Origin of the sequence: Pseudomonas sp. Pse79 (assembly GCF_024519615.1) — a bacterium.
Lineage (GTDB): Bacteria > Pseudomonadota > Gammaproteobacteria > Pseudomonadales > Pseudomonadaceae > Aquipseudomonas > Aquipseudomonas veronii.
Genome location: NZ_JALJRR010000001.1, coordinates 1 through 15,168 on the forward strand (window position 1 = coordinate 1; position 15,168 = coordinate 15,168).

The following is a 15,168-nucleotide window of genomic DNA, read 5'->3' on the forward strand; positions in this document are numbered from 1 at the left end:
ACCTGACGTGGCACCTGCGCACCGAACTGGATGCGGGGCCGCTGGCGTTGCTCAAACTGCGTGATTTCAGGTTGCCGCAACAGATATTTCTCAATGAGGGCGCCGCAGAAGAACCCTATGCGCAGAACGGGAGTTTCGAACTCCGGTGAATCACTGCCGCCATCGGCGCGCTGACGTAACCAAGGAACACCCTTAACAGGTATTGGATACAAAGGATGTGTAATGCAAAAAATTAAAACTTATCTTCGGGACCATGGCCACGCTCCATTCAAATTCGGCGAGGGGCGTATCAGCGGTTATATCTGCGCTGCACTCGGGCTGTTGAGTCTGCTGGCCGTGTTGTGTTTCTTGCTTCCCGAGTGGCTGACAACGACAGAACTGCGCAAGGTTTACAACGAACAATTGGCGCGTAGCCTGCTACTGCTCGGATTGGCGCTCCTCATCTCCGCGGCGGTCTTTATTCCGCTGGAAAGGCTGTATGCCAAGAATGCGGTGCCGTGGTTATGGCGTTTCCATGCGGTGCACCATTCGAGTACGGCGATGGATTGGCTGACCGGCTCGCGTGTCCACTTTGTCGAAGTGCTATTGACGCGCACCGCCGTACTGATGCCGCTGATGTTGCTGGGCTTTTCTGCGCAGGCATTGAATGCCTATGTGGTGCTGGTCGGCGTCCGGGCGGTGCTGGCTCATGCCAATGTGTGCATCAAAGGTGGTTGGCTGGAATACGTATTGGTACTTCCACGCTACCACCATTGGCACCATGCCCGTCATCCAGACTACCGCTACAAAAACTATGCGATTCACCTGCCGCTGATCGATAGGGTGTTTGGAACATTCAAATTGCCCGCAAAGGACTGGCCAACGCGCTACGGAGTGTTTGGCGAACCGTTGCCGGACGGCATTCTGCGCCAGCATCTATATCCATTCCAAAAGCGTGTGCAGAAGTGCGGCAAGCATGAGGGTGTAACACAGCCCGCTGGCGTGAGTGAGGGGGCCGAATGAGCCTGCGCGCCTTGATCGCCCGCTGCCTTGGGGAGCGTGACGCACTGTCTGTCGCACACGAACACGCCGCCCACTGGCAACCCTGGCTACACCCCATCAGCACCGAATCCCCTGTCGGCGACGACCCCGGCTACGACGATGACTTCCAACGCATGCGCGAAGAAGTCAACAAACTGTCGGGTGCCGATGCCGAGCAGGTTGCCCAGCTGGCGCAGAAGCTGCTGACCCAGCGCTGCAAGGACCTGCGCGTCGCCACGTACTACCTGTGGGCGCGCTTGCACAAGGACGGCGAACTCGGTTTGGCGGATGGCTTGAGCCTGTTGGCCGCGCTGGTGGAGCGCTTTGCCGACGCGGTGCTGCCCAGCCGTCCGAACAGCCGCAAGATGGCCCTGGAATGGTTGGCCAGTGGCAAGGTGTTGGACACGCTGTCGCTGTACCCGGAAGTGGTCAAGGCCGAAGCCGAGCGCACCGCCGCCGCGCTCGCCTGGCTGGAGCGCGGCTTGAGTGGGTGGGCGCCGGAGCAGCGTCCGGATCTGCAGCCGCTGTACGCGGCATTGTCGGCGCGACTGGCGCAGTCCGGCGGGATGGACGCATTGGTCCCGCAACACACCGCCAGCCTTGAGTCGACTGTGCATGCCAACGCGTCGCCGCCGACGATGATCAAATCCGGGCGGGACCTGTTGGACAGCGGCCGGGCCCTGGCGAGCTACCTGCGCGAGCAACCCTTGGGCTGGCTGGCCGCTCACCGACTGATGAAGAGCTTGCGCTGGGACACCGTGCATCAGACGCCGCCTCAGGAGGCCAACGGCAACACGCGCCTGGCGCCGCCGCGTGCAGACTATCGGGCACAGCTCAAGCGTTTGTACCTGCAACAGAACTGGGCGGAGTTGATCGAACAGGTCGAGCGGATGTATGCCGAAGGCGTGAACCATTTCTGGCTCGACCTGCAATGGTACCTGTATCAGGCCTTGAGCAAACAACCCGCACCGCAGGACCGCTGGGCCGCTATCACCAAACGTGACCTGGGCATGTTCCTCGAGCGCCTGCCGGGTCTGGAGGTGCTGTGCTGGAGTGACGGCACCCCGTTCGCCGACGAAACCACCCGCGAGTGGATTGCCCAGCACGTCAGCGGCAACCAACCCCAGCAATGGCTGCCCGTACCCTCGGCGGCCGTGGCCAGCAGTGATGCGGACATCTTGTCCCTGGAAGGTGAGGCCGTGGCCCAGGCCGACAGCGACGGCGTGGATCACGCGCTGGCGTGGCTGGCTGCGCGGCCCGGTATCGACAGTGGACGCCAGCGCTGGCTGCTGCGCTTGCTGATGGCGCGGGTGGCCGAACAGCATGGCAAGAGCGACCTGGCCATTCACCTGCTGGGGGAACTGGACGCCACCGCGCAACGCCAGGCCCTGGCCGACTGGGAGCCGGCGCTGTATTTCGAGGTCAAGGCGCGCCTGCTCAAGCTGCTGCGCGTGAAAGCCCAACGCAACGACGCCGACAAACCCAGCCTGGCGCGGCGCATGGAAACCCTGCTGGCGGCGCTGGTCGCCATCGACCCGGTACGCGCCGCCGTGCTGTGCGGCTAACCCTTATCTATCAGGAGTCGTTCTGTGAACATGGACAATCTCACACTGCGCTATTTCGATGCCGAAATGCGCTACCTGCGCGAGGCCGGCAAGGAATTCGCGGAGGCCTTCCCGGATCGGGCGGCACAGCTCAACCTGGACAAACCGGGGGCGCAAGACCCCTATGTGGAGCGCCTGTTCGAGGGCTTCGCGTTCCTGATGGGCCGCCTGCGGGAAAAACTCGACGATGACCTGCCGGAATTGACCGAAGGCCTGGTCAGCCTGCTCTGGCCACATTACCTGCGCACCATCCCGTCGCTGTCGATCGTCGAACTGGTGCCGGAACTGGCGCAGATGAAGCACAGCGAGTTGATCGCGCAGGGCTTTGAAGTGCTGTCGCAACCCATCGGGCCCCAAAGTACCCGTTGCCGCTACACCACCACCCAGGACCTGGCCCTGCGCCCGCTGGCCCTGGCCTCAGTCGGGCGCAGCTTCGCCCCGGATGGTCGCTCCGTGTTGCGCCTGCGTTTTGCCTGCGGCGCGTTGACTGACTGGAGCCAGATCGACCTGAGTCGCGTGCCGCTGTACCTGAATGCCGAAGCCCCTTTGGCCAGTGCTTTGCATCAGGCGCTGACCCTGAATGTGCAGGCGATGTTCGTGCATTGGCCCGGCCAGACCGAACGCCAGCCGGTGGCCGGGCATTTTGCACCCAGGGGGTTTGCCGATGAAGACCGGCTGTGGCCCAAGGGCGACAGTGCGTTCAGCGGTTATCAGTTATTGCTGGAGTATTTCAGTTTCCGCGAAAAATTCATGTTCGTGACCCTGTGTGGCCTGGAGCATCTGCAGATTGCTCCCGACGCCGCCTGGTTCGAGCTTGAAGTGGTGTTACGTGAACCCTGGCCGGCCGATTTCGACCTGAGCCGCGAGCATATCCGCCTGCATGCGGTGCCGGTGATCAACCTGTTCGCGCTGGAGGCCGACCCGCTGACCCTGGCACCGTTGCAAAGCGACTACCTGCTGCGCCCCATGCGTTTGCAGGACGGCCATACCGAGATCTATTCGGTGGACCGCGTGACCGCCTCGCGAAACGCCGAGCGCCAGGACTATGTGCCGTTCAGCAGCTTTCGCCACAAGGGCGGCATGTTGCGTGACGAGGCTCCCGAACGCTACTTCCATACGCGCCTCAAGCGCGCCGCCAATGGCTTGCATGACACCTGGCTGATCCTCGGCGGCGAGGGCTTCGACAGCGACCGCCTGCGCACGCGTGAAAGCCTGTCGTTGCGACTGACCGGCACCCACGGCCAATTGCCGCGCAAGGCGCTGCAAAGCACCGTGCTCGACACGCTGGTGCAAAGCCCCCAGGCCGGTTTGCGGGTGCGCAACCTGTGTGCGCCGAGCTTGCCCTGCTACCCGCCGAACCGCGACCGCTTTCACTGGCGGGTGCTTAGTCACCTGGGCTCGAACTTCCTGCCGATGCTCGACAACGCCGAGGTGTTGCGCGGCACATTGGCCTTGTACGACTGGACGGGCAGCGAACTCAACCGTCGTCGTCTGGCGGCGATCGTCGAGGTCCGTCATCACTTGGTCCAACGTTTCGAGAAAGGCTTTTTGCTACGCGGCGTGGATATCGAGATCACCCTCGATGCCAACGGCTTTTCAGGGGAGGGCGACATCAGCCTGTTCGGCGAGATGCTCAATCGCTTCTTCGCCTTGTATGCCGACATTCATGTGTACACCCAGCTCACGCTGATCCTGCAACCTACTGGAAAGTGCCTGCGATGGAACGAGAATCACAGTCAGCGTATTCCCGGCTGAAAGCCAGCGGTTTGCTGGATGCCTTACAGGGGCAGGTGGCCGAGGCCAATCTGCAGCGTTTTTGCCAGTTGCTGGAACAGGCCTTGCCCGGCCATCCGCCGCTGGGCAGCACCGCGCACCCGGCGGATGACGCCGTGCGCTTTCGGCCCGATCCGGGCATGGGCTTTCCGGCCGGCGAGTTGAAGTCGATTGAAATCGATGAAGCGCACCCGGAGCGAGCGGCGACGGTACGCACGCGCTTGCTTGGGTTGTACGGGGTCGATTCGCCGATGCCGACCGTGTACCTGGATGACATCGCGCAGCGTCGGGAGGGGCATGAAGCGCTGGAAGCCTTCCTGGATATGTTCAATCACCGGATCTTCACCCAGTTCTACCGGATCTGGCGCAAGTACTCCTACCCGGCGACGTTCGAAGCGGGCGGCACCGATGCCACCTCGCAATGCCTGCTGGGCCTGATCGGCCTGGGCATTCCCGGCACCGCGCAACAGGTCGCCACGCCGGTCTCGCGCTTTCTGGCCTTGCTCAGCGTGATGCGCCTGCCCACGCGGAATGCACAAGGCATCGTCGCACTGGTCAAATTGCTCGCCCCCGACACCCAGGTGCAGGTGACTCCGCATTGGCCGCAGAACATTACGTTGGCGGCGCCGGCCAGCCTCTCCCGGCAACGTCCGGTGAGCCTGGCCCAGGGCACGCCGCTGGGGCGTATCGGCCGCGACGCCAACAGCCAGTTCGGTCTGACGCTCTATACCGAGCACGCCCAGGAAGCCCGTGGCTGGCTCCCCGACGGCCAGCTACACCGCGACCTGCGGGTGCTGTTGCGCGTTTACCTGGGCTGGCGTTGCACGGCGAAACTGCGCTTGTCGCTGCCGTTGCACAGCCTGCCTGCGCCGGTGTTGGGGCTGGCCACCCTCCGGCTCGGCATGACCGGTGTGCTGGGCTTGGGAGGCAGCGCTTGGCGCACGACGGAACACGAGACCCTCACGATCAACCTGGGGCGCTACCAAGGCCTTTCGATTAACCCGCGCAACAGGGAGACACAGCATGTCGCGTACCATTTTTAATCTTGTGCTGCTGGCGGCTTTCACGCTACCGCTCGGCGGTTGTGGGTTAGCCCAGACCGTGGCGGATGGCACGGCATCCACCGCCAAGGCGATCTTCTACAAGCAGGTCAACACCCTGCATCTGGATTTCAGCGCGCGCACGGCGCTGAACACCGATGCCACGGACATGCGTGCGTTGTCGGTGCCGACCCTGGTGCGGGTTTACCAATTGCGCGACAGCAAGGCGGTGGAGCTGGCGACCTACGAAGGCCTGCTGGGCGATGACGAGCGCTTGCTCGCGCGTGCGTTACTGGACAAACACTCGGTGGTGGTAAAGCCCGAAGAAGGCGCTCAGCTGAACGTGCCGATGGACAAGGACGCGCAGTTTGTCACGTTGGTGGCGTTGTTTCGCGACCCCGATACCCGGCAGAACAGCTGGCGCCTGACATTGACGCGTGACGATCTCGACCCGGATCGCGCACGGGTGATCGAACTGGGCGATAACCGCTTGATCCTGCGCCCATTGACGAAGGATTGAGCCATGACCGAGTACGCCCCTTCGCTCTACGAACGCCTGTTGCAGAATTTCGCCGGTGAACTGGACCTGCAGCGGGTCTGCGAGGCGGACCAGCACGCCCTCTCGGTGCTGGACAACCTGCAGCGCATCCTCAACAGTCGAGCGGGCGCGCTCAGCCATCTGCCGGATTACGGGCTGCCGGACATGGGCCTGATCCTGCAAGGGTTGCCCGCCACGGCCCAAGGCCTGATCGGCGTCATGACCGACACGTTGCTCAAGTACGAACCGCGTCTGGCGGCGATCACCATCGAGCTGCTGCCCCAGGTGCTGCCGGGGCATCTGGAGTACGCCCTGGACATGCAATTGAAGGATGGGCAGCACGTGACCTTCGGCACCCGCTTGACACCCGAAGGCCGGGTGCTGGTGCGTCACTTGAAGCGACAGCATTACCTGTCGAAGCCTTGAACCGATAACGCAAGGGAAACCCGATGACGGCGTTGTTTGAGATGCGTATTCAAGTCGGCGGTGATCCGCGCGGCTTCAGTGAGTTCATCGCTTTGCGCGAGGAATTGGCCAAGCTCAGCCATCCCGCCTGCCCGGATGTGGACTGGGCCAAGGTCGAGCAAGGCTGCCTTGCGCTGTTCCAGCAAAACGGCGCGGAGTTGCACAGCGCGTGCTTTTACACCTTGGCTCGCGGCCAGCGTCATGGGGTCGAGGGCATCACCCAAGGTGTGGCGTTGATCGAGGCGCTGGGCGGTGAGTGGGTGCGCCTGTGGCCGCTGATGGCGTCGGCGCGCGTGGACTTGCTGGGATGGTTGTTCGAGCAACTGCAACTGTTGCTGCGCAGCCGGGCGATGACCGCCCACGGCGTGCCCGCGCTGGTTCAATTGGACCTTGAGTTGGCCCGTTTGCAGGTGCGTTTGCGGGCTCATCTAGACCACCCTCTACAACCGCTGCACGCCCTGCGCTATCAGGTCGGCGGCTTGATCCAGCGCCTGGAGCAAAGCCCCGCGCCGGACGGCACGATGCTCGCGCCGCTCAGGTTGCCGGCGCCGGCGCTGGTGAGCCCCGTGGTGATCCTGCCGCCACCCGCAGTGGTGGCGCGCCGGCCACGCATCGCGCTGTGGGGGCTGGTCGGGGCGCTGATCGTTGCCTTGCTCGCAGGGATCGGTTGGCGCATGTGGTTGGCCGGTCCAGGCACTGAACCCCTTATGCCCGACCCCGTTCGACTGGATAGCCTGTCGCTGTTCGATGCCGGCAGTGCCACGCTCAAGCCAGGCTCGGCCAAGGTGCTGATCAATGCCCTGGTCGACATCAAAGCCCAACCCGGCTGGCTGATCGTGGTCGCCGGGCATACGGACGCGACCGGTTCCGTCGAACAGAACCTGGCGCTGTCCCATGCCCGCGCCTCTGCCGTGCGCGACTGGATGCAGCGCATGGGCGACATCGCCGACAGTTGCTTTGCCGTCCAGGGCTTCGCGGCCAGTCAGCCGATTGCCAGCAATGAAACCGACGTCGGGCGCGCCGCGAACCGTCGCGTGGATATTCACCTGGTGCCGCAGACAGGGGCCTGCGGCGAGGCCACGGTGGCCGTGGACTGAGCGCTATTTCATCGCATGCTCGACCACCTGTGTCGCACGCGGCGCAGCCCGCAGACACTTGGTCAAAGCCTGCTGCACATCCGCCAGCAGGTCGGCGATGTCCTCCAGCCCGACCGACAGACGCACCAACCCCTCGCTGATCCCGTGGGCTGCCCGCTCCTCTGGGGTGTAGGTGGAGTGGGTCATGCTCGCCGGGTGTTGGGCCAGGGACTCCGCATCGCCCAGGCTGACCGCGCGGCTGAACAGCTTGAGTGCGTTCATGAAGCGCCGGCCGGTCGCGATCCCGCCTTTGAGCTCGAAGGCAATCATCCCGCCGGGCATCCGCATCTGCCGCGCCGCCAGTTCGTACTGGGGAAATGAGCGCAACCCCGGGTACGTCACGCGCTCGACGGCCGGGTGGGCCTGCAAGGCTTCGGCCACTGCCTGGGCGTTGCTGCAATGGCGGTCCATGCGCAGGGCCAGGGTCTTGAGGCCGCGCATCAGCAGCGATGCGTCCTGCGGGGACATGACCGCACCGGTCAGGTCTTTGAGCCCTTGCAGACGAATGCGCTGCGCCAGTGCGTGGTTGCTCACCGCAATGCCGGCGGTGATGTCGCCATGTCCGCTGAGGTACTTGGTGGCCGAATGCACGACCACATCGGCGCCCAACTCCAGGGGCCGTTGCAGGTACGGCGTGCAGTAAGTGTTATCGACCACCACGATGACGTTGGGCTGCTGGTGCGCCAGCGTGGCGACGGCGGCAATATCGACCAGTTGCAGGTTGGGGTTGGCCGGAGTTTCGCAGTAGATCATGCGCGTGGCCGGGGACAGCGCGGCGTGCAGTGCATCCAGGTCGGTGAGGTCGACATGGCGCACCTTGATGCCGAACTCCGCGATGCCATGGTGCAGTAGGGCGAAAGTGCAGCCGTAGAGTGTCTGGCTGACGATCACCTCATCGCCGGGGCGCAGCAGGGTCCAGAAGGTGGCGGCAATCGCGCCCATACCGGAACTGAAGGCGACGGCGGCCTCGCCGTTTTCCAGGGTCGCCATGCGCGCTTCCAGCAGGGCCAGGGTCGGGTTGGAAATGCGTGTGTAGAAGTGCCCGCTTTCTTCACCGGCAAAACACGCGGCGCCGTATTCTGCGGTGGGGAAGGCGAACGTGGCGCTGAGATAGATCGGCGGTACGAGGGCGCCGTGGTGGTCCTTGGGGTCGTAACCGTGGTGGATGGCACGGGTGGAAAAGCCGAATGCATTGTGTTTATTGTTCATGTCGGACACTCCTTATTTCCTACAATGCTATGCTCATAACCACAGCTGAACTTTGCAATATTTGCTGACAAATCCCGCGCAATGGGATGAAACCTTTCTAAAAATAATGATTAGAGGCACGTTATGCCCCTCAGTCTGGATCGCACCGACAAGGCGCTTTTAAACGCACTGCAAGGCAACGCCCGCTTGACCGTGGCCGAGCTCGCCGAGCGCGTGTCCCTGACCACCTCCCCGTGTTGGCGGCGGGTCAGGAACCTGGAAGAGAGCGGGGTGATCAGCGGTTATCAGGCGATCCTGTCGCCCAAGGCGTTGGGCTATGGGGTGACGGCGTTTGTCAGCATCATGATGGAGAGCCATACCCAGGAAATTGCGCGGGCGTTCGAGCAGCGCTTGCTCGACATTCCGGAAATCGTCGCCTGCCATAACGTCTCGGGGCGCTATGACTTCCTGCTGGAAGTGGTGGCCAAGGACCTGGAGTCGTTTGGCGAATTCGCGCGGGAGGTGTTGCAGACATTGCCGTGCGTCAAAGAGATCTACTCGAGCTTTTCCTACAAATCGGTGCGGCCTTTGCGCGTGATTCCGCTGCCGCGCTGAGGGGCTGAGCCCGTGGGCACATTGGCTACCTGATCTTTGCCGGAATTGGCTATTTCTCCTGAGTGCTGCGCTGACTAATCTGGCCACCAATTTCCAGTGTTCAGGAGCTCTACCATGCAACCCCGTACCGATTTCTACACCGCTTCCCCAGACGCCATGAAAGCCATGCTCGCCCTGGAAACCGCAGTGGGCAAACTGTCCATCGAACTGCCCCTGCTGGAACTGGTGCGCCTGCGCGTGTCGCAGATCAATGGCTGCGCCTTCTGCCTCGATATGCACACCGCCGATGCGCGCAAGGGCGGTGAGACCGAGCGCCGCCTGTACACATTGTCGGCCTGGCGCGAAACGCCGTTCTTCACCCCGCGTGAACGCGCCGCCCTGGCCTGGGCCGAAAGCCTGACCCTGGTCAGCCAGACCCGCGCCGCAGACGAAGACTACAACGCACTCGCCGCCGAGTTCAGCCCCCAGGAACAGGTCGATCTGAGCGTCGCCATCGCCACCATCAACAGCTGGAACCGCCTGGCGGTGGGCTTTCGCAAGATGCCCAAGTAAGCCCGGGGCCGTGCGCGGTCAGAAGTTGACCGAGGCACTCAGGCGCGCTGTCAGCGGCGCGCCCTGGAACAGGTAGTCATCGCCCATGTACTCGCCCGCGTCGCGCCAGTAGCGTTTGTCGAACAGGTTGTCGACACTCAGGCGAAACACCGTTTCATAGCCATCGACTTTGGTGGTGTAACGGCTGCCGACGTTGACCACCGCATAGTCCCCGACCTCGACATTGCCACTGCGGTTGGCGTACTTCTTGGCGCTGTATTGCACGCCGCCCAGGACCGCCAGGCCGTTGACCCACGGCAGCGCATAGTCGGCGTAGACACTGGCGCGCAGCTTGGGCACGTTGATCGCCTGGTGGCCTTCGTAGTCCGGCGTGCCGCTGCCGCTGACCCGCGCCCGAATCGCCGCGACGCTGGTGGCGATCTGCAGGCGGTCGGTGGCCCAACCATTCGCCGACAGTTCCAGCCCAGTGTTCTTCTGCTCGCCTTGTTGCACGTAGGTGAAACTCCCGGCGCCATCCGGCTTGGCGTACTGGTAGGCCTGGCGCGTCTGGAACACGGCCGCGGCGAAGCTGATGCGGCGCCAGTCGTATTTCACGCCGGCTTCTATTTGTCGCGACACGGTCGGGGCCAGGGTCTCGTCCGGGTTGTTCGCGAACCACGGCGCCGTGCCGCCCAGGGACAGGCTCTTGCTGTAGCTGGTGTACAGCGAGATGTTTTCAATCGGCTTATAGATCAGCGAGGCCTGGGGCAGGAACACGTACTGCTGGGTATGGCGCGCCTGGTCGCCATTGCTGTCAAAGGCTTGTTCATCGAGGCGCACTTCGCGACCGCCGAGGAGGGTTTGCCACTGCTCGTTGAAGCGGATGCGGTCGGTGACGAACACGCCGTACTGGCGGCTGTCGAGGGTGCGATGGCTGTCGTTCAGCGGCACGTTGGTCGGCGCAAACGTCGGCGTGTCCTGATTGATATTGCCGCTGCCGATGTACTCGTTGACCGTCTTGCGCTTGTCGATCACCCGGCGAAACGCGCTGGTGCCGAAGGTCAATTCATGGCCCAGGCCGGCGGTGTCGAACAGCCCGGTCATGGCCGCCTGCACTTCATCGTCGCGGCGGGTGTCGTCGGGGCTGCGGTAGTCGTAGATGTCGTAGTCACCCTCGGGGCTGAACGTGTTGGCGTTGCACGTGTTCACGTAGAAACAGCCCCAGGCGAACGAACTGTAGTCATCGATCACCACCTTGCTGCGCGCCGCGCTGACACTGCCTTTCCACTGGTCGCTGAAGCGGTATTCGAACTTGCCGTTGAGGTTCAGCGAATCAATACCGACCTGCTTGGAACCGCTTTGATGGCCCAGCAGCTGTTTCGGCGATGCATCGTGGGGCACTTCACTGCCGCCCAGCAGTTGGTAGCCCGGCACCGAGCGCTGTTGTTTGTTCTGGTATTCGGCATCCAGTTGCAGCACCGCGTCGGGGCTGATGTTCCAGTCGAACGCCAGGGACAGGAAGTCGCGCTGGCCGTTGGCGTGTTCCACGTAGGAATTGAGGTCTTCATGGGCCACGTTGGCGCGCAGGCCGAACTGCCGCTCGCTGCCGAACCAGCCGCCGACGTCGGTGGCGATATAACCGCTGCCACGGTCGTCGCTGGACACCGTCACCGAACGCACGTCTTGCGGGCGCTTGGTCACGTAGTTGATCACGCCGCTGGGCTCGGAGATCCCGCTTTGCAGGCCGGCCAGGCCCTTGAGTACTTCCACCTGCTGTTTGTTTTCCAGGGCGACGTTCTGCTCGCCGGTGATGGTGCGGCCGTTGATCTTGTAGCTGCTCGCCGCGTTCAGCGAGAAGCCGCGCACCACGAAGTTTTCGTAGTAGCCGATCGGTGCGTAGCTGTCGCCCACCGAGGCGTCGTTGCGCAGCACTTCGCTGAGCAGGCGGGCTTGCTGGTCCTTGATCAGGGCGGCGTTGATCACGCTGATCGAGGCGGGAGTGTCCAGCAGCGGCGCTTCATTGAAACCGCCGACCGAGGCGGTTTCACTGCGATAACCGGACTCATCCTGGCCCTGGACCTGTACCGCCGGCAGTTCAATTTCCGCAGCCAGGCTGCTGCCGATGCCACCGCTGAGCAGCAGGCCGAGGGCGAAACGTGACGTGACGACGGGGCGAAAACGCAGAACCATGGGGCAAGGCCTTAAAGCGCAGGACGGGGGGCGCATAAGCTAGGCATAAGTGCGCGCATTTACAAGGATTCGCGCATTGAGACATCCGGTCTCAGCGCGCACGCCGATTCATGTGCGCCTCGACAGCCCTGGCGTGCATCTGCGATAGACGAGGCTTCTCTCATCGTTGCAGGAGGTCGTCATGAGTACCGCTGGAAACCTCATCGCTGGAAAAGTTGCGCTGGTGACTGGCGCCGGGCAGGGCATCGGCCGCGCCATCGCCCTGCGCCTGGCACGGGACGGTGCCGATATCGCGCTGATGGACATCAATGGCGCCAAGCTCGAAGCCGTGGCTGCTGAAATCGTCGCGGCAGGGCGCAAGGCCTCGGTGTTCATCGCCGACGTGTCCAAGCGCGAACAGGTGGTGGCCGCCGTCGAACACGCATACCAGACCCTCGGTGGTTTCGACATCATCGTCAACAACGCCGGGGTGGCACAGATCGATTCACTGCTGGACGTCAGCCCCGAGCAGGTCGAGCGCACCCTGGGCATCAATGTGCAGGGTGTGTTGTGGGGCATCCAGGCCGCCGGCAAGAAGTTCAAGGCGCTCAAGCAGAAGGGCAAGATCATCAACGCCTGCTCAATCGCCGGGCATGAAGGTTTTGCCCTGCTGGGCGTGTACTCGGCGACCAAGTTCGCCGTGCGCGCCCTGACCCAGGCGGCGGCCAAGGAACTGGCCAGCGCCGGGATTACGGTCAATGCTTATTGCCCGGGCGTGGTCGGCACCGATATGTGGGTCGAGATCGACAAGCGCATGGCCGAGATTACCGGCGCCGAAGTCGGTGCGACCTATAAGAAGTATGTGGACGGGATTGCCCTGGGCCGTGCGGAAACGCCTGAGGATGTGGCCGGGCTGGTGTCTTACCTGGCGGGGCCGGATGCGGACTACATGACCGGCCAGTCGCCGTTGATCGATGGTGGGATTGTGTACCGATAACGCGGTTCAAAGGTGGGAGTGGGCTTGCCCGCGAAGGCGGCGGTTCAGTCACGGCATCGGTGGCTGATACACCGCCATCGCGGGCAAGCCCGCTCCCACATGTTTGACGGTGCTGGGTCAGATATGTTTGCCCGGCATGTCGATGCCCAGTTGGTTGACCCGGCGATACAGGGTCGCCCGCGAAATCCCCAGCGCCTGGGCCGTCGGCGACGGCTTCCAGCGATGCCGGATCAGTGCATCCAGCACCACCTGGCGTTCCGGGCTGACACGTTCTTCCACGTCGGCCTCGATCTGCTCGCCGCGCACCTCCACGGGCAGGTCAGCCAGCTGGATGGTGCCGCCGTCGCACACCGCACAGGCATACGCCAGCACATGGCGCAGTTGCCGCACATTGCCCGGCCAGGCATAGCCGAGCAGTACCTCCAGCGCGGCGGGGCCGATGCCCACGGAGATTGCGCCGCTGTGCGCCTCCTGTTCCAGCAGCCGATTGATCAAGGCCAGTTTGTCGCTGCGCTCGCGCAAGGGCGGCAGGCAGAACCGTGCGCAGCCCAGGCGAAAGTACAGGTCTTCGCGAAAGCGCCCCTCGCTGACCAGCACCGCCAGGTCGCGGTGGCTGGCGCAGATCACCTGGATATCCACCGCACGGGTTTTTGCCGCACCCAGCGGCGCCACTTCACCTTCGGCCAATACCCGCAGCAAGCGCGTCTGCAGGGCCAGCGGCATATCGCCGATTTCATCGAGGAACAGCGTGCCGCCATCGGCCTGCAACAACAGCCCGGGCATGCCCTTGTTCGACGCGCCGGTAAAGGCCCCGGCGACATAGCCGAACAGCTCGCTTTCGATGAGGTTTTCCGGGATCGCCGCGCAGTTCACCGCCACGAAGGGCCCGTCGCGACGAGCGCTGCGCTCATGCAGTTGGTGCGCGAAGACTTCCTTGCCGGCGCCGGTTTCACCCTGCACCAGCACCGGCAGGTTGCGGTCCTTGACCCGCAAGGCCAGGCGCAGGTGTTCTTCCACCCGGGGGTCGACCTGATTGTTTACGGCCTTCGCTGGACGCGCCGGCTTACGCCGCGGCGCGCTGACCCGCACATGCAATGCGCCGGGCTCGCCCAGCCAGTGCAGCTGTTGCGCCGATTGATCGGTGACCGCGCGCAACGCATCCAGGTCGAAGACCTCGCCGATATGCGCCGGCACCTGGCCAAAGCGCCGACGCAGGGCCTGGCGCGCCTTGCTGTTCAACGCATGCAGGCGCCCATCCTGGTCCCAGGCCAGCAGCAGGTCGGGCTGGCTGTCGACATAGCCGGGCGTACTGTGGGCCTGGAGCACCCAGTGCTGACGCGCGCTGTGCATGAAGAAGGCATTTTCGATGGCTTGTGCGCTCTGCGCCACCATCTGTCTTACCAGATGCTGGCTGCGCCGGTCATCCGGGGATTTGAGCGCCGAGGCGTCCATCACCCCCAGCAGGTTGCCCTGGGGGTCGAAGATCGGCGCGGCGGAGCAGGTCAGCCCGATAAACGCTGCGCGAAAGTGATCGCGCTTATGCACCGTCACGGCAGCCTTGCTGGTCAGCACCGTGGCCACGCCGCAGGTGCCTTCTTCGGCTTCCGACCAGCAGGTGCCCAGGTACAGGCCGGCCTTGCGGCAATCGGTGCGAATCGCCGTGTCCACGCGGTGGTCGATGGTCTGGCCCTGGGCGTCGGTAAGCATCACGCAGTAGTCGGCATGGCGCACGCGGTGGTGGAGTTGGCCGACTTCTTCGCTGGCGATGTGCATGAACAGTTCGGCGCGCTCACGGCATTCCTTGAGCAGCGGTTCACTGAGAATGCGTGGCCCTTGCAGCGAGCCAGGGTCGAGGTGGTGTTGCTCCATGGAACGGCGCCATGAATCGAAAATCAGCGACGGCACCGGTGCCTGGGGCAGGCGATCGGCATTGCGGACCACGCGACTGACGCAGTCGACATGGTCTTTGGAGTTCGCGGCGAGCATAAGGCCTCCGGTTCTCGATCTTTTGTTGTTATGCCCGCCATTAAGCGCGCATGCGCGCAGGGGGACAAGGGCGGCCTGACCAACTGCCCGGTGTGAGACGCAGCGT

Annotated in this window: 13 protein-coding genes; 10 read left to right on the forward strand and 3 right to left on the reverse strand. The window is 63.6% G+C overall.

The window, feature by feature from the left end; all coding sequences use genetic code 11:
* Positions 1-222: 222 nt before the first annotated feature.
* From NR164_RS00005 to NR164_RS00035, 7 genes are read left to right on the forward strand one after another with little or no spacing between them, the layout of a single operon-like run.
* On the forward strand, positions 223-1,002 hold the full coding sequence (locus tag NR164_RS00005; protein ID WP_256822031.1) for a sterol desaturase family protein: 780 nt from the start codon (positions 223-225) through the stop codon (positions 1,000-1,002).
* Positions 999-2,585, forward strand: coding sequence for a type VI secretion system protein TssA (gene tssA, locus NR164_RS00010; RefSeq protein ID WP_079444068.1), 1,587 nt, complete (start codon positions 999-1,001; stop codon positions 2,583-2,585). Before NR164_RS00005 ends, tssA begins: the two co-directional genes overlap by 4 nt.
* 24 nt (positions 2,586-2,609) lie before the next feature.
* The gene (gene tssF / locus NR164_RS00015; RefSeq protein ID WP_079444067.1) at positions 2,610-4,379 is read left to right on the forward strand and encodes a type VI secretion system baseplate subunit TssF; all 1,770 of its coding nucleotides are present in this window, start codon (positions 2,610-2,612) and stop codon (positions 4,377-4,379) included.
* Positions 4,343-5,440 carry a type VI secretion system baseplate subunit TssG gene (tssG, locus tag NR164_RS00020; protein ID WP_256822032.1) on the forward strand — a complete coding sequence of 366 codons (1,098 nt, stop codon included), beginning with the start codon at positions 4,343-4,345 and terminating at the stop codon, positions 5,438-5,440. Before tssF ends, tssG begins: the two co-directional genes overlap by 37 nt.
* Complete coding sequence (tssJ, locus tag NR164_RS00025) at positions 5,421-5,957, forward strand: type VI secretion system lipoprotein TssJ (protein ID WP_256822033.1); 537 nt, start codon at positions 5,421-5,423, stop codon at positions 5,955-5,957. Before tssG ends, tssJ begins: the two co-directional genes overlap by 20 nt.
* A gap of 3 nt (positions 5,958-5,960) precedes the next feature.
* Positions 5,961-6,401: a type VI secretion system baseplate subunit TssE gene (gene tssE, locus NR164_RS00030; protein WP_079444065.1), complete on the forward strand. Its 441-nt coding sequence runs from the start codon at positions 5,961-5,963 to the stop codon at positions 6,399-6,401.
* Positions 6,402-6,424: 23 nt separating this feature from the next.
* Complete coding sequence (locus NR164_RS00035) at positions 6,425-7,537, forward strand: OmpA family protein (RefSeq protein WP_256822036.1); 1,113 nt, start codon at positions 6,425-6,427, stop codon at positions 7,535-7,537.
* Positions 7,538-7,540: 3 nt separating this feature from the next.
* On the opposite strand, the gene NR164_RS00040 is transcribed toward NR164_RS00035, so the two are convergent.
* A complete protein-coding gene (locus NR164_RS00040; RefSeq protein WP_017846579.1) occupies positions 7,541-8,785 on the reverse strand; it encodes a methionine gamma-lyase in 1,245 nt (414 codons plus the stop codon).
* Positions 8,786-8,908: 123 nt separating this feature from the next.
* Here NR164_RS00040 and NR164_RS00045 point away from each other — a divergent pair, with 123 nt between their 5' ends.
* Together NR164_RS00045 and NR164_RS00050 are read left to right on the forward strand one after the other, a co-directional pair.
* Positions 8,909-9,379, forward strand: a complete 471-nt coding sequence (locus NR164_RS00045) for an Lrp/AsnC family transcriptional regulator (RefSeq protein WP_017846578.1) — start codon at positions 8,909-8,911, stop codon at positions 9,377-9,379.
* Between the two features lie 114 nt (positions 9,380-9,493).
* Positions 9,494-9,931, forward strand: coding sequence for a carboxymuconolactone decarboxylase family protein (locus NR164_RS00050; RefSeq protein ID WP_046383718.1), 438 nt, complete (start codon positions 9,494-9,496; stop codon positions 9,929-9,931).
* A gap of 18 nt (positions 9,932-9,949) precedes the next feature.
* On the opposite strand, the gene NR164_RS00055 is transcribed toward NR164_RS00050, so the two are convergent.
* Positions 9,950-12,100, reverse strand: coding sequence for a TonB-dependent siderophore receptor (locus NR164_RS00055; protein WP_256822037.1), 2,151 nt, complete (start codon positions 12,098-12,100; stop codon positions 9,950-9,952).
* A gap of 181 nt (positions 12,101-12,281) precedes the next feature.
* Between NR164_RS00055 and NR164_RS00060 the strand changes: the two genes are divergently transcribed.
* Positions 12,282-13,076, forward strand: coding sequence for an acetoin reductase (locus NR164_RS00060; protein ID WP_256822038.1), 795 nt, complete (start codon positions 12,282-12,284; stop codon positions 13,074-13,076).
* A 117-nt stretch (positions 13,077-13,193) separates the two neighbouring features.
* On the opposite strand, the gene NR164_RS00065 is transcribed toward NR164_RS00060, so the two are convergent.
* Positions 13,194-15,062, reverse strand: coding sequence for a sigma-54-dependent Fis family transcriptional regulator (locus tag NR164_RS00065; protein WP_108526524.1), 1,869 nt, complete (start codon positions 15,060-15,062; stop codon positions 13,194-13,196).
* Positions 15,063-15,168: the final 106 nt, after the last annotated feature.